General features: G+C 34.9%; 18 protein-coding genes. 4 read left to right on the forward strand and 14 right to left on the reverse strand.

Annotated elements, in window-relative coordinates:
• Nucleotides 1-7: 7 nt before the first annotated feature.
• Entirely contained in the window at nucleotides 8-247 is a 240-nt protein-coding gene (locus AC0NJG_RS03100; RefSeq protein WP_087952464.1) for a DUF2584 family protein, read from the reverse strand.
• A 183-nt stretch (nucleotides 248-430) separates the two neighbouring features.
• Nucleotides 431-688, reverse strand: a complete 258-nt coding sequence (locus AC0NJG_RS03105) for a hypothetical protein (RefSeq protein ID WP_001145041.1) — start codon at nucleotides 686-688, stop codon at nucleotides 431-433.
• 316 nt (nucleotides 689-1,004) lie between these two features.
• Here AC0NJG_RS03105 and AC0NJG_RS03110 point away from each other — a divergent pair, with 316 nt between their 5' ends.
• Entirely contained in the window at nucleotides 1,005-2,060 is a 1,056-nt protein-coding gene (locus AC0NJG_RS03110) for an enoyl-CoA hydratase/isomerase family protein (RefSeq protein ID WP_088327876.1), read from the forward strand.
• A 194-nt stretch (nucleotides 2,061-2,254) separates the two neighbouring features.
• Nucleotides 2,255-2,887: a LysE family translocator gene (locus AC0NJG_RS03115; RefSeq protein WP_474062832.1), complete on the forward strand. Its 633-nt coding sequence runs from the start codon at nucleotides 2,255-2,257 to the stop codon at nucleotides 2,885-2,887.
• 70 nt (nucleotides 2,888-2,957) lie between these two features.
• Here AC0NJG_RS03115 and AC0NJG_RS03120 read toward each other — a convergent pair whose 3' ends face one another.
• The 8 genes from AC0NJG_RS03120 to AC0NJG_RS03155 all read right to left on the reverse strand — a co-directional run bounded on the left by AC0NJG_RS03120 (nucleotide 2,958) and on the right by AC0NJG_RS03155 (nucleotide 12,661).
• Nucleotides 2,958-4,418 (reverse strand): CoA-acylating methylmalonate-semialdehyde dehydrogenase, encoded by a 1,461-nt coding sequence (locus AC0NJG_RS03120; protein ID WP_048552453.1) that lies wholly within the window; start codon nucleotides 4,416-4,418, stop codon nucleotides 2,958-2,960.
• A gap of 36 nt (nucleotides 4,419-4,454) precedes the next feature.
• A complete protein-coding gene (locus AC0NJG_RS03125) occupies nucleotides 4,455-5,345 on the reverse strand; it encodes an NAD(P)-dependent oxidoreductase (protein ID WP_474062833.1) in 891 nt (296 codons plus the stop codon).
• Nucleotides 5,346-5,361: 16 nt separating this feature from the next.
• Nucleotides 5,362-7,071, reverse strand: a complete 1,710-nt coding sequence (locus AC0NJG_RS03130; RefSeq protein ID WP_087952460.1) for an acyl-CoA dehydrogenase family protein — start codon at nucleotides 7,069-7,071, stop codon at nucleotides 5,362-5,364.
• A gap of 154 nt (nucleotides 7,072-7,225) precedes the next feature.
• Nucleotides 7,226-8,134, reverse strand: coding sequence for a methylisocitrate lyase (gene prpB / locus AC0NJG_RS03135; protein ID WP_046955730.1), 909 nt, complete (start codon nucleotides 8,132-8,134; stop codon nucleotides 7,226-7,228).
• A gap of 18 nt (nucleotides 8,135-8,152) precedes the next feature.
• Nucleotides 8,153-9,589: a 2-methylcitrate dehydratase gene (gene prpD, locus AC0NJG_RS03140; RefSeq protein ID WP_087994814.1), complete on the reverse strand. Its 1,437-nt coding sequence runs from the start codon at nucleotides 9,587-9,589 to the stop codon at nucleotides 8,153-8,155.
• Nucleotides 9,590-9,687: 98 nt separating this feature from the next.
• Entirely contained in the window at nucleotides 9,688-10,809 is a 1,122-nt protein-coding gene (gene mmgD, locus AC0NJG_RS03145) for a citrate synthase (protein ID WP_001987369.1), read from the reverse strand.
• A 398-nt stretch (nucleotides 10,810-11,207) separates the two neighbouring features.
• Nucleotides 11,208-11,498 (reverse strand): HesB/YadR/YfhF family protein, encoded by a 291-nt coding sequence (locus AC0NJG_RS03150; protein WP_073530222.1) that lies wholly within the window; start codon nucleotides 11,496-11,498, stop codon nucleotides 11,208-11,210.
• A 17-nt stretch (nucleotides 11,499-11,515) separates the two neighbouring features.
• The gene (locus AC0NJG_RS03155) at nucleotides 11,516-12,661 is read right to left on the reverse strand and encodes an MFS transporter (RefSeq protein WP_073530221.1); all 1,146 of its coding nucleotides are present in this window, start codon (nucleotides 12,659-12,661) and stop codon (nucleotides 11,516-11,518) included.
• A 237-nt stretch (nucleotides 12,662-12,898) separates the two neighbouring features.
• Between AC0NJG_RS03155 and AC0NJG_RS03160 the strand changes: the two genes are divergently transcribed.
• On the forward strand, nucleotides 12,899-13,180 hold the full coding sequence (locus tag AC0NJG_RS03160; protein ID WP_073530220.1) for a hypothetical protein: 282 nt from the start codon (nucleotides 12,899-12,901) through the stop codon (nucleotides 13,178-13,180).
• Nucleotides 13,181-13,280: 100 nt separating this feature from the next.
• On the opposite strand, the gene AC0NJG_RS03165 is transcribed toward AC0NJG_RS03160, so the two are convergent.
• Nucleotides 13,281-15,791 carry a PBP1A family penicillin-binding protein gene (locus AC0NJG_RS03165; RefSeq protein WP_087952457.1) on the reverse strand — a complete coding sequence of 837 codons (2,511 nt, stop codon included), beginning with the start codon at nucleotides 15,789-15,791 and terminating at the stop codon, nucleotides 13,281-13,283.
• A 465-nt stretch (nucleotides 15,792-16,256) separates the two neighbouring features.
• Here AC0NJG_RS03165 and AC0NJG_RS03170 point away from each other — a divergent pair, with 465 nt between their 5' ends.
• Entirely contained in the window at nucleotides 16,257-16,466 is a 210-nt protein-coding gene (locus AC0NJG_RS03170; protein ID WP_000970366.1) for a KTSC domain-containing protein, read from the forward strand.
• Between the two features lie 67 nt (nucleotides 16,467-16,533).
• On the opposite strand, the gene AC0NJG_RS03175 is transcribed toward AC0NJG_RS03170, so the two are convergent.
• From AC0NJG_RS03175 to AC0NJG_RS03185, 3 genes are all read right to left on the reverse strand, one after another.
• On the reverse strand, nucleotides 16,534-16,746 hold the full coding sequence (locus AC0NJG_RS03175; protein ID WP_087952456.1) for a YqaE/Pmp3 family membrane protein: 213 nt from the start codon (nucleotides 16,744-16,746) through the stop codon (nucleotides 16,534-16,536).
• 202 nt (nucleotides 16,747-16,948) lie between these two features.
• On the reverse strand, nucleotides 16,949-17,608 hold the full coding sequence (locus AC0NJG_RS03180) for a DUF6944 family repetitive protein (RefSeq protein ID WP_087952455.1): 660 nt from the start codon (nucleotides 17,606-17,608) through the stop codon (nucleotides 16,949-16,951).
• 192 nt (nucleotides 17,609-17,800) lie between these two features.
• Nucleotides 17,801-18,508 carry an SDR family oxidoreductase gene (locus AC0NJG_RS03185; RefSeq protein WP_474062834.1) on the reverse strand — a complete coding sequence of 236 codons (708 nt, stop codon included), beginning with the start codon at nucleotides 18,506-18,508 and terminating at the stop codon, nucleotides 17,801-17,803.
• Between the last annotated feature and the right edge of the window lie 38 nt (nucleotides 18,509-18,546).

An 18,546-nucleotide genomic window follows, 5' to 3' on the forward strand; every position in this document is an offset into this window, starting at 1 on the left:
GCTCCTTTTAATTTACTGAATTTAGTGATACAAGTTGATAGTTTATTGTAGTTTTTCCGTTCTCCCATTCTAACTTTTGTATCATTGCACTACCGATTTTTTCTTCATTTGATTTATATAAAGGTAATATTTCTTGAACTGCAAATAAGTGGTAACCATCCAATTTTAATTGAAATATGTTTTCTTCTATATGTAATCTTACTTCATTTTCATTTGAAATAATTTTTGTGTGCATCTCAAATTTCATGATAGATACAACCCCTTTTTCTAATCTCTACACTATTAATAGTATATTGGCTATGCAAGATTGACAAGTAAATACAAGGTAAAGTACATACTTTTCTATTGCTATATGTTTTTTATTTTCATATACAATACGGTATGTGAAATTTTATTCGTTCCAAAAATAAAAATGTCTCATGTGACATCTTTATTTTTGGATAAACTCTTTCATTACATAATATAAAACTGTAATGAAAACAATCGCTACAAAAAATGAAAATACTGCGACAATATACCCATCCTTATTTAATAGAATGCAAAAAGAAATAGATATGATAAAAATCGGAAATACAAGTCGTACCTTATCCTTCACTTCCTCTGTCGTATCTGTATGATGAAAATACTGCGTTATCCCTATCATTAAAGAAGACAAAATAATCACCGACAATAGTAAAGGTACTGGCATTCCGATTTCTCCTTTCTCTATTTCTAATGAAAAGCAATTTTTCTTTCATTATAATCACTTCAAATACTCTTTTCGAAGTGATCATGTACAATTTACACATATATAATAGCGTGTTTATCATGTTCACTTCAAATAATTACAATTACAGTAATGTTGTAATATTCATTTTCAACCTCGAAAATCCTGCAAATATAACTCGTCAAAATATGCAGTGGACAAATTAACATGTACCGCCAACTTTAGACAAAATTTATAAAGGACATTTCAGTACGTATCAAGAATTAAGAATAAGAAGATATGTAAGGGAGGATGAATTATGACTGAACACGTTTTATTTTCTGTTAGTGAAAACGGCGTTGCATCAATTACTTTAAACCGCCCAAAAGCACTTAATTCTTTATCTTATGACATGTTGCAACCAATTGGGCAAAAACTGAAAGAGTGGGAAAATGATGAGCGAATTGCGCTTATCGTATTAAAAGGAGCTGGCACAAAAGGTTTTTGTGCAGGTGGCGACATTAAAACTCTTTATGAAGCACGTTCAAATGAAGCTGCATTGCAACATGCGGAACGTTTTTTTGAAGAAGAGTATGAAATTGATACATATATTTATCAATATAAAAAACCGATTATCGCTTGTTTAGATGGAATTGTAATGGGTGGTGGTGTCGGTCTTACAAATGGTGCAAAATATCGAATTGTAACTGAGCGTACGAAATGGGCCATGCCTGAGATGAATATTGGCTTCTTTCCAGACGTCGGTGCTGCTTATTTCTTAAATAAAGCTCCAGGGTTTGCTGGCCGCTATGTCGCTTTAACAGCATCTATTTTAAAAGCTTCTGATGTATTATTTATAAACGCTTCTGATTATTTTATGGAATCTGATTCATTACCAAATTTCCTTACTGAACTGGAAAGTGTAAATTGGAAAAAAGAAGATGATGTACATACTCATTTAAAAGAAGTCATTCGTACATTTGCAACTGCTCCAAAATTAGAAAGCGAGCTTGCCCCTTTATTAGAAGAAATTAATTCACATTTTGCATTCGATACAATCGAAGAAATTATTCATTCATTAGAGAAAGATCAAAGTTCCTTTGCTTTAAAAACGAAAGAAACGTTATTATCAAAATCTCCTATTTCACTAAAAGTAACATTAAAACAGTTTATTGATGGACAAGATAAGTCCGTTGAAGAATGTTTCGCTACTGACCTTGTACTTGCTAAAAACTTCATGAGACATGAAGATTTCTTTGAAGGAGTACGATCCGTTGTCGTTGATAAAGACCAAAATCCGAATTATAAATATAAACAGTTAAGTGATGTTTCAGAAGAAGATGTAAATAGATTCTTTAACTTACTTAACGCATAAAGTGAAAATTTAATAAATGGGGAACATCCCCATTCATACGGGATAAACCTGAGGCTATATCGTCGTGTAATTACGCGACGATGTAGCCTTTTTCCTATTTAATAATTTTTAATAAAATTTAATTTTATTAAATCAAAATGTGTGCTACACTATTTTTAATCAAATATTCTAAAAATAAAGAAGGAGGAGCGACTATGATTGAAAATTATTTTCTTTTCATCATTATGTCTATTTGTCTTATTATTTTGCCAGGTCCTGATACTGCAATGGCTACGAAAAACACATTAGTTGCTGGTAAGGTAGGCGGGGTGAAAACAGTGTTCGGTACATGTGTTGCACTATTGATTCATACTTTAGCAGCAGTAATCGGACTTTCCGCACTTATTGTAAAGTCAGCTCTTTTATTTTCTATTTTCAAGTACGTTGGAGCTCTATATTTAATTTATATCGGTATTAAAGCCCTTTTAGCAGTAAGAAATAAAGAAGACGTTGCTATGAATGATATATCATTGAATAATGAAAACGAGCATTCTTCTTGTTTTCGCCAAGGGTTTCTTACAAATTTATTAAACTCTAAAATTGCAGTCTTCTTTTTAACCTTTTTACCGCAATTTTTAAATCCAAATCATAATACGTTTATCCAACTTCTCATAATGGGCCTTACTTACCTAGTTTTAACAGTTATATGGTTCGCTTTTTATATATTTTTAATTGATAAAATTAGTGCTTTTATGAAAAAACCGAAGACCCAACGTTATATTCAAGGGTTAACGGGAATGGTCTTAATTGGTTTTGGTATTAAACTAGCCTTTGAAAAAAGCAATTAACAAGAAGAAAACCACCACTATGAATAGTGGTGGTTTTCATTTAATAACTGATTTAGCTGTCTACTTTATATTAAAACCAGCGCTCAGTTACAACTTTTTTACGTGTATAAAATTGAACGCCATCTGTACCATTTGTACCTAAATCACCAAAGAATGAAGCTTTATTTCCAGCGAATGCGAAGAATGCCATTGGTGCTGGAACGTTTACGTTTACACCGATCATACCCGCATCGATGTTATCACGGAACGTTTGTGCATGTTTACCGTTTGATGTATAAATAACCGCACCATTTGCAAATTTAGATTGATTTGTTAGTTTAATACCTTCTTCTAAATCTTTAACACGCACAATACTTAATACTGGAGCAAAAATCTCATCTTGCCAAATTTTCATTTCTTGATTTACCCCATCAAAGATTGTCGCACCTACAAAGTAACCTTCTCCAACTTCTTCCTTAATTTTACGACCATCTACTAATAAAGTAGCTCCATCTGCTACACCGCTGTTAATATAGCCTAATACACGCTCTTTATGAGATTCACGAATTAATGGTCCAACATAATTATCTTCGTGGAAACCATCACCTACTTTTAACTTCTTCGTCTCTGCTACTAGTACGTCGATGAATTCATCTGCAATGTCATCAACTACTGCTACTACTGAACAAGCCATGCAGCGCTCTCCACTACTTGCAAATGCGGATCCAATTACACCTTGTACCGTTTTCTCAAGATTGCAATCTGGCATAACAATCGCATGGTTTTTTGCACCAGCTAACGCTTGTACACGTTTTCCATGTTTTGTACCTGTTTCATATACGTAACGAGCTACCGGCTCAGATCCAACGAACGAAACAGCTTGAATATCTTTATTTTCTAAAATGCTATTTACAACATCTTTTCCGCCTTGCACTAAATTTAATACGCCTTTCGGGAAGCCAGCTTCATAGAATAACTCTACAAGTCGCTCTGCTAAAAGTGGCGTTCTTTCAGATGTTTTTAATACAAATGTATTACCGCAAGCAATTGCAAGTGGGAACATCCATAATGGAATCATCATTGGGAAGTTAAACGGTGTAATACCAGCAACAACTCCAATTGGATAGCGCCAAATCGATCCATCAATGCCGCTAGCAATATTCGGAAGTGCTTGTCCCATCATTAAATTTGGTGCTGACGTCGCAAGTTCTACCGCTTCAATACCACGTTGCACTTCACCAGTTGCATCCGTTAATGTTTTACCATTTTCGAGCGTAATGATTTTTGCAAGTTCTTCTTTGTTTTCTTGTAAAAGCTGTAAATATTTATACAATTGTCTTGAACGATTCGGAACTGGTACTTTAGACCATGTTTCGTATGCTGCTTTTGCCGCTTCAACAGCTTTTTCAACATCTTCTTTCGGAGATAGCGGAACGTAAGCGATAATTTTTCCAGTCGCCGGATTTGGAACTGCTTCTACTTCTGTACCAGTAGATTCTACCCACTCACCATTAATATGATTTTTTACTCGTTTAATTTCAGTTGTAATCATTATATTCTCTCCTTTTTTATGATGTTTATAAGTCTATTATTTGTGATTAGAAATTAATTGTTCACTAACTTTCTTATATAAAGCAGCCATATCGTTTTCACCATACCCAGCTTCACTTGCTTCTTCATATACGTTTAATAGCATTTCGCTTACTGGTAAGTGAAGTTCACTTTCTTTCGCTAAATCTACTGCAAATCCCAAATCTTTCTTTAGTAAATTCACAGTAAAACCTGGCTCATAGTTTTCTGATGCAATGAAACTTTTATAATTGCGCTCATAAATTCTACTCTGACCATAACTTACATTTAAAATATCAAACATTTTATCTAAATCCATATTGTTCTTTTTCGCTAATGTTAAGGCTTCACTCACACCAGCTGTATAAAAACCAATTAATAAGTTATTAATTAATTTAACTGTTGTACCACTATCAATTTGCTCACTAACATGGAAAATGTTCGCACCTAGTACAGCCATGATAGATTCCGCTTTCTCATATAGCTCTTTTGATCCACCAACCATAAACGTTAATGTACGGTTTTCAGCTCCAATTACCCCACCACTAACAGGTGCTGCTAAAAAGTCTACTTTCTTTTCCTTTGCAGCTTCCTCTAACTGTTTGTTTAACTGTGGAGATACAGTACTTGTATCTATTAAAACTATATTCGAGTGACTATTTTCAAATAATCCTTCTTCTCCAAAATATACTGCTTCAACAGCCCGAGGTGAAGGTAAACTTGTAAAAATTACATCGCATGTTTCTGCTAGTTTTAAGATTGATAAGCCAATAATTCCTCCTTCTTTTTCAAAGGAAGCTTCAGCATCTTTATTTAAATCCACACCATATACTGTGTAATTTGATTTAACTAAATTTTTAGACATCGGAAGACCCATGTTACCTAAACCAATAAAACCAATCTTTTTCATATCGCTTTCCTCCTATTTACACAATATACTTTCCGCGATTTATAATAGCTTTCGCAATTTCTCTCTTTTTTGTAAATACGTTCGTGTATAAAGGTACTGATAATTGACGAATTCCAGCTAAAATTACGTGTCTATCTTGTTCTTCTGTAACAGCCGCTGAAAGTATAGAAATCGCCGCTTCTTCTACTTTACGATATCCTTCTTCACAAATAACGTCAGTTATCATTTGTTTCGTACGTTCTTTCCCTTCACCATTTTTACTAATTGCTTTACTCGTACGTAAAAATGCTGATTCCATGACGTACACATCCGTTAACATATTTGATAATACACGTGAATATTCTTGCTCTTGATCAATTTTTAAACCTGGAGTTTTAGAGAGCGTTTTCAAAGATTGTTTCAACAATTTTTTCGCTAATAAAATGTAACGATGGTTTCTTTCGACATTTTCTACATCAATCTCTACTTCAGTATCTTCAATTTGTTCCACTTGCTTCATTAACATTTTAGCAACTGTTAATCTATTAATTTCATTCGTCCCTTCAAAAATACGACTAATTCTAGCATCACGATATAAACGTTCTACTTCGTATTCTTGCATATAACCGTAACCACCATGAATTTGTACAGCTTCATCTACGATGTGACCAAGTGTTTCAGAAGCATTTACTTTATTTAGTGCACATTCAATTGCAAATTGAGACATTTTCTTCATAAGATCTTCATCGCTCTCATGAATTGCTTCATCGATTACACCTGCTGTACGATACGCTGCACTTTCTGCTCCATAGGTAGCAATGATCATATTTGCAATTTTCTCTTGAATCATCGTAAAGTCTACTAATTCTGTTTGGAACTGTTTTCGTTCTTTTCCATATTGAACCGACAAACCAATTGCTTGTTTTGCTGTTCCAATATTTCCAAAAGCGAGCTTTAGTCTAGCGAAGTTTAGAATATTAAGAGCTACGTGATGCCCTTTTCCAACTTCCCCTAAAACATTTTCTGCAGGGATTACGACATCTTCTAAAATAAGGGTAGCCGTTGAAGAACCTTTAATCCCCATTTTCTTTTCTTCTAGTCCAATGGATACGCCTTCACATGTTCTTTCGACAATAAACGCTGTCATTCCTTTATTTGTCTTCGCAAAAACAACATATACATCTGCCATATGAGCATTTGTAATCCACTGCTTCTCACCATTTAACTTCCAAGCAGTTCCATCTTCATTTAATACTGCGCTCGTTTTTGCGCTTAATGCATCAGAACCGGCATTTGGCTCAGTTAAAGCATAAGCCCCAACCCATTCTCCTGATGCAATTTTCGGCAAATATTTTTCTTTTTGTTCTTTCGTTCCGTAATATATGTAAGGCAATGTACCTACACCAGCGTGTATATTAAATGAAACGCTAAATGCACCAGCATATCCCATTTTTTCTGCTACAAGCCCTGAAACTGCCTTTCCTAACTCAAACCCACCGTACTCTTCTGGGACCTCGATACTTAATAATCCAAGTTCTCCAGCTTTCTCAAATAATTGACGAGAAACTTCATAGTTATGTTGTTCAATATTCTCCATTTGTGGAACAATTTCTTGTTTAACGAATTGTTCTGTCGTTTTTGCGATTAAATCTTCATCTCTTGAAAAATCTTCTGGCGTAAAAAAAGTATGATTCACATCTTTATTAAGTGAAAAAAATTCATCCCACGGTAACTTCGTTTTCTCCATCTGAATCCCCCTATCATTTCGGCCTTATTTTCTACTTCATATGCTCGTCTACGATGAGTGGAATATCTTATTTTTGAAAACAGAAGGCGATGAATATTCACATCAAGCAGTTCGTTTTGCCAAAGATGTATTATCATCGCCTTAGTTGTTTTATCTATTGATCCTCTGATAATACTGTTTTTGCAATTCCAGTATCCAGTTCTTCAAAGTCATGATATGAAATTGTTTCATATAACTCACTTCTCGTTTGCATACTTGAAAGTGCATCTTTTTGAGAACCAGTTTCCTTAATTAAAGTAAACACATTCTCATATGCTTTCGCTGCTACGCGAAGTGAAGTTACAGGATAAATAACCATTTGGAAGCCCATATTTGCAAATTCCTCTGCACTATAATACGGTGTTTTTCCGAATTCAGTCATATTCGCTAGTAAAGGTGCATTTACTTTACTATTAAATAGACGGAACTCTTCTTCTGATTGAAGTGCTTCAGGGAATATCGCATCTGCACCTGCTTTTACATAGGCGTTCGCTCTTTCGATCGCTTCATCTAAGCCTTCTACACCACGAGCATCTGTACGTGCCACAATATATAAGCTTGGTGCAACTTCTTTAATCGCTTTAATCTTTTGAACTAATTCTTCTGTCGTAACGAGTTTCTTACCATTTAAATGTCCACATTTCTTTGGTAATTGTTGATCTTCAATTTGAACAGCTGCAACTTTCGCTTCTACCATTTCTACCGCTGTTCTTGCTACGTTGAGGACACCACCAAATCCTGTATCAATATCAACAAGAACTGGTAAGTCTGTAGCTCTTACTAGATCTCTTGCTCTCTCTGCTACTTCAGTAGACGTCACGATTCCTAAATCAGGTAGCCCTTTACTTGCAGTATAAGCAGCTCCTGATAAATAAAGAGCTGAAAATCCTGTATTTTTCGCAACTAAAGCTGCCATTGCGTCATGAGCACCTGGAATTTGCAAAATTTCATTTGCTTCTACTAAAGCTCGGAAGCGATTCGCAAGCTCCTCTTGTGTTGACTGTTTATTCACAACCCAAGCCATTCTAAATTCCCCCTATTATTAAATTAAGAATAGATCTACAAATTCGTTTACGTTCATATTTTCTAGTTTCTCTTCATTTAAACAAGCTTCATGAATTTGTTCTTGTTGCTTACTAGAATAATGACCTGCCATATTTGCAGTGAATTTTTGAACAACTTTTGGAATTGCTTCGTCTCTACGGAAACGGTGACCAAGTGGATATTCACATTCCACGTTTTCTGTTTCAGTGCCATCTTTGAAATGGACTTGAACAGCGTTGGCGATTGAGCGCTTGTTCGGGTCAAGGTAATCTAAACTGTACTGTTTGTTTTCAACAACAACCATCTTATTACGTAATTCATCTACACGTGGATCATTTGCTACTGCATCCTCATAATCGTCCGCAACGATATCTCCTTTTAATAAACCAATTGCCGTAATGTATTGTAAGCAATGATCACGATCCGCTGGGTTATTTAATGGACCTTCTTTATCAATAATACGGATTGCTGATTCATGAGTTGTAATTGTAATACGATCAATTTCATCTAATCTTTCTTTAATTTCCGGATGTAATTTCACAGCACATTCTGCAGCTGTTTGTGCATGGAATTCTGCTGGATATGAAACTTTAAATAATACATTTTCCATTACATATGACTCTAATGGTCTCGCTAACTTTAATTCTTGTTTATTAAATAATACATCTTGGAATCCCCAGCCTGGTGCAGATAAAGCTGTTGGATAACCCATTTCACCTTTTAGAGCAGTCATTGCAAGATGAACACCGCGGCTCGTTGCATCACCTGCTGCCCATGATTTACGTGATCCCGTATTTGGAGCGTGACGATATGTACGAAGACTAGAATTATCAATCCATGCATGTGATAATGCATTAAAGATTTCTTCACGTGTTCCGCCAAGCATTTTTGCAACTACTGCAGTTGTTGCTACTTTTACATATAATACGTGGTCAAGACCAACTCTGTTTAAGCTGTTTTCTAAAGCAAGTACACCTTGAATTTCATGTGCTTTAATCATCATCTCTAGTACTTCACGTACTTTTAATGGTTCTTTTCCTTCTGAAATACGAACACGGCTAATATAATCTGCAACTGCTAAAATTCCGCCTAAGTTATCAGATGGATGTCCCCACTCTGCTGCAAGCCAAGTATCGTTATAGTCTAACCAACGGATCATACATCCGATATTAAATGCACCTTTCACTGGATCAAGTACATATGACGTACCTGGTACACGTGTACCATTTGGCACGATTGTTCCTGGAACAACTGGTCCTAATAATTTCGTACATTCTGGATATTGTAGTGCTAAAATTCCACATCCAAGCGTATCAAGTAAGACGTAACGAGCAGTACTGAATGCTTCTGCACTTGTTACCTCTTTATTTAATACATAATCCGTAATTTCTTCTAATAACGCATCTTTTTGTTTAATTTCATTTGTTTTAATCATGCAATTCTTCCCTTTCTGTCGAAAATTCGTTATTATTAATGATGGGTGTCGGTCAAACACCCATCTGGCGGGCGGTGCTAACAACTCCCCAGTTGTTCTTATTTACTAAGCACATGTCGCTCGCCAATATAATTTACACGTGGACGGAACAAACGATTGTTCGCGTGTTGCTCAATAACGTGCGCACAAAGTCCTACTGTTCTAGAGCTAAAGAAAATTGGTGTGTACAGTTGAATTGGAATACCAAGCATCCAATATACTGGAGCTGCGTAATAATCAAGATTTGGATAAATTCCTTTTTCCTTCTCCATAATCTTTTCTCCAGCTTCACACATTTCATATAGTGTATAATCACCTTTCACATCACATAACTGCTTTAAAGCTTCCTTCATCATCAATGCTCTTGGATCCATCTTCTTCATGTATACACGATGCCCAAAGCCCATAATTTTTTCTTTGTTATATAGTTTCTTCTGTAATAACTCTTCAAACTTTTCAACATTACCAGCTTCTAAAAGCATGTACATAACCGCTTCGTTCGCACCGCCATGTAAGCTACCTTTTAAAGATGCAACCGCACCTGTTAAAGCACCATATAAGTCGGATTGCGTAGACGCAATAACGCGCGCTGTAAATGTAGAGTTTGGCATTTCATGTTCACTATATAAAACAAGGGAACGATCAAAGATCTTCTCCTCAAGTTCAGTTGGTTTTTTACCTGTTAACATATAGAAGAAATTCGCGCTATATGATAATTCCTTAAGTGGTTCGATTGGCTCTTCATTATTTAAAATATGATAGCTATTCGCTACAATGTTTGGTACTTTACTCAATAATTTGTACCCGCGGCTTTTGTTTACTTCTAACGAGCGATTTTCAATATCATTATCGTAACCAGCTAATGCGGACACACCTGTACGCAATCCATCCATCGGGTGTGTTTCTTTCGGTAACGCCTTCAGTACGTTAAATACACCTTCTGGTACTGCGTATTCTTCTTTTAATTTCTTTTCAAGTGTTGCTTTTTCATCTTCATTCGGTAGATGTTCTTCCAATAAAAGGTGCACAATGTCTAAATACTCTTTTGTTTTTGAGAGTTCGATTAAATCATACCCTTGAATTACAATTTCACCTTTCACTGTGTCAAGAAACGAAATCTTCGTCTCCGCTGCCACTATACCATCTAATCCCGGGGAAAATTTTTCTTCAGCTTTCATCATTATTTCCTCCAATCCTAATAGATCTTCGTGCACATAACTGTAAGCCTTTACAATATTGCGAAACTACATTTCTATTTCAATGTATCAGAGTTTTTAGAAGATTTCAATTTATTTTATAATGATAAGTTTCCTATAATTTTACCGATGTAACAATACAGTTTTTCAACAATAATTTTCATATTTTACAAAGAAAGGACCGACTTCTCTTTCTTCATCTTTAAAACAAAATATAAAGTTGATTCATATAATCCCGTTACATATATACCTACTTTACAATTTCTTTTACTAAATAAAAAAACGAGCTGTATTCATATACAGCTCGCTTTTCGCATTATATTTATTTCACTATTCCCTAAATATAATTCCCATATAAAATTTATTTATTTTTAATAAAGTTATTATTTTACATAATTAAATTGAATTTCTTCCATTTCCTCATGATAACTTACAAATAAATCATAGTTTTGAAAATACCAAAGATCATCAGAATCTACAAAAAATATAATACCTTCCTTCTCAACTGACACGATTTCCCCATCTGGTTTCTCTGCAACAATCCCTAAAGAATATCCAGGCTGAATTGAACTGTTCCCTCCGTACCTTACAGTAAAACGTACAGATTCACCGTGCTTTATACGTAATTCTTCCTGGAACCATTGTAGAGCTTTACGATCAATTGAAATTCTCATCTTTATTCCCCCTCAGTTTATGCAAACTCTTTTTTTCCTAATCGTTGTTTTACAAAGAAGACGAAAATAATTAAGGCTGTTAATGCTGAAATTGCACTCCCTGAAAATAAAATACGATAACCAAACATTTGTGAAACAACCCCAAGTAAAATAGCACCTAATCCAATTCCTAAATCAAACGCCGTAAAAAATGAAGCGTTCGCAACTCCTCTTTTACTCGGATCGACAATTGTAAGCATTGCCGCTTGCAAAGCTGGCTGTGCTGAACCGAATCCAACACCATATAATGTAGCTGCGATAACTACACCTATTAAATTATTTGAAATCGTTAATACAACTATTGCAATAATAGTAATGCATAGTGCCGGAAGTATGATAAATACTTCTCCATACTTATCTAATAGTTTTCCTGAAATTGGTCTTACGATTGTTAAAGCAATTGCATATACAAGAAAGAATGTCCCAGGATTCACATCAATTGACGATGCAAATAGCGGTAAAAACGTCGTAATGCCTCCATATGCAAATGATAAAAAGAATACAACTATCGTAATGGATAGAACGGATTTTTCAAACAGTTGTATTTTCCCTTTTTCTTTTTGTGGTGTGAATGGCATTTTCGTCATTAACGATAATAAGACTGCCATAAAGGATAAAAGAGTTGCTAACAAGAATAGGCCGTGAAATGAATAATGTTGTACAACCGATAATCCAATCATTGGCCCGATTGCCATTGCAATTGTCATGGCCATCCCGTACCAACCCATCCCTTCACCACGGCGTGAATCTGGAATAATATCAGTTATCGCTGTTCCAACAGCTGTTGTAGAAACAGCCCATGTTACTCCATGAATAACCCTCAAAACAGCTAAAAGGACAATAGTCGACGCTAAATTATAAGAATACATCGTTAACCCAAAAAAGATGAGCCCGAAAATAATAAAGGATCTTCTACCATATTGATCCAACATTCCTCCAATAATCGGTCGTATTACAACTGCCGCTATTGTAAACATTCCCATCATAAGTCCTACTTGTGATTCATTACCACCTATCTCTTTAATAAAGAGTGGGAGCGTTGGAACTAGTAAATAAAATCCTGTAAATAAAAATAACATTGCGAAAGTCATTTGAATAAATGATTTCGTCCATAATCGTTCCATTAAAATTCCTCCATAAACACGTAAGTTATTGCAATTAACACCTCCATTTTACCTTTTCTTAATCCCTTTTCCCTCCGTAAATAGACGTATCTTTTTATAATAAATGGTCCACCATCCATTTAAATTAGTCTTACAACTTTATACATATACCTTAGCCTAAAGTCCTATCTATATGTACTTTATACGTGTGAAAAGAATATACTACCTTATTATCACAACTTAGGAGTGATTATTTTTATGTGGATATCATCCAGAGTTACTGCCGTGGTTCCTTCGATTTCCGAAATACACGCTCCTGCCGTTCATACAGCTAGTTCTGATGTCGGTATTGAACTTCCCGCAACTTGGCAACACTATCAAATTCCCGGTCAAGTTACTCCCTCGTTTTGGCATCACGGAGCACATCCAAGTAGTACCACCTTTCAAAGCCACGCTTATCCTCCACAACCTCAGGCTCAAATTTTTTATCATTTCCCTTCAATATATTTCCAAAATTTTTATGGTACTTTTAACATTTAAAATACATCATCTCATAGCTACTTCATTCAAACGAAAAAAGCACTTAAGAATGTAATTTATACAAATCTTAAGTGCTTTTTAATATTTTTATAAAATTTCCTTACTGCCCATTATTAGCAGGGACCTCTCCTGCATTACCGCCAGTATTGGGTTCTGTGGTCGCTGGTGGAGTCGTATTTCCTTGACCTCCTCCGTTATTCGCTGGAGGGGTCGTATTTCCTTGACCTCCCCCGTTATTTGCTGGAGGGGTCGTATTTCCTTGGCCTCCTCCGTTATTTGCTGGAGGGGTCGTATTTCCTTGACCTCCTCCGTTATTCGCTGGAGGGGTTGTATTTCCTTGGCCTCCTCCGTTATTTGCTGGAGGGGTTGTATTTCCTTGGCCATTTCCATTATTTTGTTCATTTTGTTTCTTTTCTTCTTCTTGTTTCTTTTGCTCTTCTAGTTTCTTTTGTTCTTCTTGCTTCTTAAGTTCCTCTTGTTTCTTTTGTTCTTCTTGTTTTTTAAGATCTTCTTGTTTCTTTAATTCTTCTTGCTTTTTCTCTTCTTCAGTCTTTTGCTGTTGATCTTGTTTTGGTTGTTCCGTTGTATCAGGTACGCTCGTATTTGGAGAAGAATCACGTTTTTCTCCTTTTATACGTAGCTCACTACCTTCTTGAATAACACTACTTGGCATTTTAAAGCGTGATTTGTCAGTAGCAAACTCACTCATCATTTCTTTAAAGATCAACTGTGCAATTTTCGTATTTTTACTACTAATATACTCGTCTTTACCATCTTTCATATATCCAGTCCATACCGCCATCGTATATTGCGGCGTATAACCTGCAAACCAACTATCACGAGTTGCACTTTCTGGAATATTAAATTTCGCTAATTGTTTTGAATCATAGTTTGTTGTACCTGTTTTACCAGCTACATCTAAAGAACTAATATTGGCCGCTGTACCAGTACCTGATGTCACTACTGAACGAAGCATATCAGTAATCATATATGCTGTAGAGTCAGCTATAACTTGTTTTGGTTTTTGCTCAAAACTTTGTGACTTGCCGTCTGGATAAACTACTTTCTTAACAAAATGCGGTTTTGCATACTTTCCACCATTACCAAATGTCGCATAAGCACCCGCTATTTCAGTTGGTGATACTTCGTTTGTACCAATAGCTGTAGATTCTGCTGGCGGTTTATTAAATGTAATACCTAATTTCTCAGAGAATTCCTTTGATTTATTAAGTCCTACTTCTTTTGCAGTTTTAACTGCCGGAACGTTACGTGACATTTTTAACGCTTCACGCATAGTAATTGGACCTAAATGACTTCTGTCCGCATTTCGAAGTTCTTGTCCAGTTGAATATTTAAATGGAGAATCATCAATTTGATGATACGTAGCCCATTTTAAGTATTCAATTGCAGGACCGTAATCAAAGATTGGCTTCATCGTCGAACCAGCTGCACGATCTAACTCAATTGCCATATTATGCCCTTTAAATACTGCTTTATTTTCACCGCGCCCACTACCTATAGCACGAACCTCTCCGGTTTTCGTATCCATAAATGTAAAAGCACCTTGGAACTTATCATTTGGATAATTAATAATATTTTCATTTAAAATCTTATCAGCAAAATCCTGTGCTTTCGGGTCTAATGTTGTATAAATTTCTAAACCGTCAGAACCAATATTAGCATCTGGTAATTCTTTTTCAACTTCTTTCACAACCGCATCCATAAATGCAGGATATGGCATTGCCTGAACAGTCGCAGTCTTAAGTCCATCTGTTACTTTAACTTTTGATGCTTCTTCCATTTCTGCCTTTGTAATATAACCATGGCGATTCATCAATTTTAGTACAACATCTCTTCTTTCTGTTGCTCTTTGAATATTTTCTGTTTTCGTCGGATCATAGTTATTCGGTGCTTTCGGTAAACCTGCAAGCATCGCAACTTCTGGTAATGTTAAATCTTTCAATTCTTTACCATAGTAGTTTTGTGCTGCTGTTGCGATACCATATGAACGGTTTCCTAAGTTAATTTTATTTAAATACATTTCCAAAATTTCATGTTTTGAATATTGTTGTTCTAGCTTATACGCTAAATATATTTCCTGGACCTTACGTTTCGATGTTTTTTCCATCGATAAGAAGTAGTTTTTAATAACCTGTTGCGTTATTGTACTTCCACCTTGTGAACCGTAATCTCCTTTAAGACTCACCAAAACAGCACGGGCAGTACCTTTGAAGTCTACCCCGCTATGCTCATAAAAACGTGCGTCTTCTGTTGCTAAAAATGCATTTTCTACTAATTTAGGAATTTGATCATACGTAACATTCGTCCGTTTTTCTTTCCCGTATTCATATACCAAATCGCCATTTTTATCATAAATTTTTGAGGATAACGGATTAACAAGTTTTGCTTTCTCAAGTTTTGGTGCATCCTTAATCATTACAAAGAAGGTAGCAACTCCCCCCACTAAACCAACAATACCAAGTAATAAACAAGTAATTAAAAACTTGCGAAAAAATGATGTTTTACCTTTTGGTTTTTGTGTTTTAGAAGCTGGCTGTTTTTTCTTTTTAACTTGTCGTCGCTCCTCTCGAGAACGATAATTTTCTGACATGTTACTTTCTCCTGCCTTTCAATTCTCCCGTTGATTTACTTAAAAATATTGAGGTCACTTTCTAAAATGAATTGAATTAAGAAAGTATATTGACCTGGAGCATTCAATATTTTCCTAATTCACAGATTATAAATTTTAGAATGCTTGTTACACAAAGTATTTTCACTTCTATTTTTCTAATAATGCTGCCCCTTTAAGCATAGAATGTAAAAAGTGAATTTTTAATACCTCGTATAAATAATATACCTTTTTTTCAAATGGTCAATATTTTCTTATTTATAAATCAAAGGTGAAATAAAAATAGCACAACGATATGTACTTCGTGTGAACTTCCTTATAATTACGTATAACGAACATTTAATATATTGCATATAAGTATAATACCTCTTTAATTATAAAGATTTCAACATCACAACCTCAACATCTATAAGAAATTATTAAAAATGAAAAGTGAGGAGTTGCGTAATGATGGAGTTATCTCCCGTGATTTCCAAAACTATAGTTGCTGTTGGATATAATCCTTTTTCTATGATTTTACGCATTCAATTAAAGAATGGACTGTATGATTTCTTTAACGTTCCTGAAAACATTTACACCGGTTTACTAAACGCACACTCTAAAACGAATTATCACAATACTTATATTAAAAATTCTTACCGCTACACCAAAATATAAACTTAACCAGAATAAAAAAAGAAAGGAGGTGGTCCCCCTTTCTTTTTAAAATCGTTTCACAACTCAGCTATCTTCTGTTCTTTTTATTTATTTCATCATATGCTTGAATTTGTTTTTTTAAACGCCGATCTGCTTTTTTATCATGTACAACTAATATCGCATGTATAACTCCTGGAACCCAAAATATTAATGTTAATATGAAATTAATTATTGCTTGAATTGGCTTTCCGCACAATAATACGGCTACAGGCGGCAGAAGAATTGCCAGTAAATACATCATCTCTTGAAAACTCCTTGTTTTGTATTTTTTATCTTTCTTCATACGCTATTTAAAACATTTTTTTGCATTTCTTATATTTTTATTAACCACTAATGACTTTTCTACTGTTATATATTCTATCCCAATGCCAAAAAACCTACCACTTCAACTTTTCTACTTATGTAAAATTGAAATGTTACATACCTCCTTTACATGAACAATTTCATATTATTATTTTTTCTAATCTTTCTTCTTTCTCTATTATAGTTAATCCAATCGCAGAAATAGCCGTTCCTATCGCTTGTATCCAAATACCTATAAGGGCTGTTATTCTCTCATTTTTCTTATCGCCTAAACTATTTTCCTTTTCTATTCCATTCTTCGATATATTAACAATACCTTGATACGCTTGAAGTCCAGCGCCTAAACTTTGCAGAGAATTGCCTAGTATAATAATTCTCTGTATTGCTTTCATCTGAAGCAAGGCTGCTTCTACTCCTAAAAAAGCTCCAATTGATTGTAAACTGTTCCCGACAATTATAAGATAATCATTCTCTTTCAATTTTTCATTTATATTAAAATATGTTCCTATTACATTTGATATATTCCCTAATGCTAATAACTCAATGCCCATTTTATCGAGCATTTCACTTTTATTCTCCAAATACATATTTTGATTTTCTCTTTCCCCTTCATCTTCGGTATCATTACTCGCTATAATTTGTAGTATATACCCGAGGGCTTGTAATGAACTTCCTACAATTACAAGATCTGATTCCACCGTCTCTTCTCCAATAAATCCTCTTGTCGTCCCAATAGCCGCTGTAAGATTGCCTCCTACTTGAAACCATGCTCCTGTCACTTTTAAACCGCTTGGATTCATTTTTATCACCTATTTAGAAATTTTCTAATGTTTCCGAATTACAAAATCCGTATCCTATACCTCATATTTATTTTCTATATGTAATTTTGTGCATTCTATAATGTATTAATCATACAAAAAAGCACCTAACAGGTACTTTTTTAAACAAAGTGTGTAGCTAATTAAAAGATACTTATACAATTCAACATATATTTACATACATTCTGGGCATGTCAATGAAGCACCATTTTTATCTATTGTTATATTCAATATATATTGAATCGCATGATGTGACCACATTTCAGGTGTGGGTGATTCATTTACGTACTGTGGTGCACATGAATACAGCATTGGGGTACTAATACTTCCGCCCGGATCTAAAGCAACAACTGCCATACCATTGGGCAATTCCAGTGCCATAGATTTCGTGATACCTTCAATTGCAAACTTTGAGGCACAATATGGCGCAAGTTCAGCTTCCCCCTCTCTCCCCCAACTAGAACTCATATTAATAATCATTCCTTCTTTCCTGGCTACCATCGCTGGGACAAGTGCTCTTATTACATTTACTACACCGTTTACGTTTATATTCATTACGTTTTCGAATTCTTGAACGGTTACTTTCCACAGTGGCGCATTTTTATTAACAATCGATGCATTATTTATTAACAAATCCGGCGCTCTATGTCTATTAAGTATATCATTTGCCCAATTACTTACTTGCTGAGAATCTGAAACATCAATGATTTGAAAATCATGTGTATTACCATAATATTTTTTTAATTCTTTAATTTTATCTTTTGATCGTCCACAACCAAATATACTCCATCCCAATTCATGAAATCGATCAACCATCGCACGTCCTAACCCTTGCGTCACTCCTGTAATAATGACTATTTTCCCAATGTTGGTTCGCTTCAAGTATCTCTCCTCCTTTACAACATATTACACTCTTCCTT

It is taken from the genome of Bacillus sp. SSR7 (assembly GCF_055902415.1).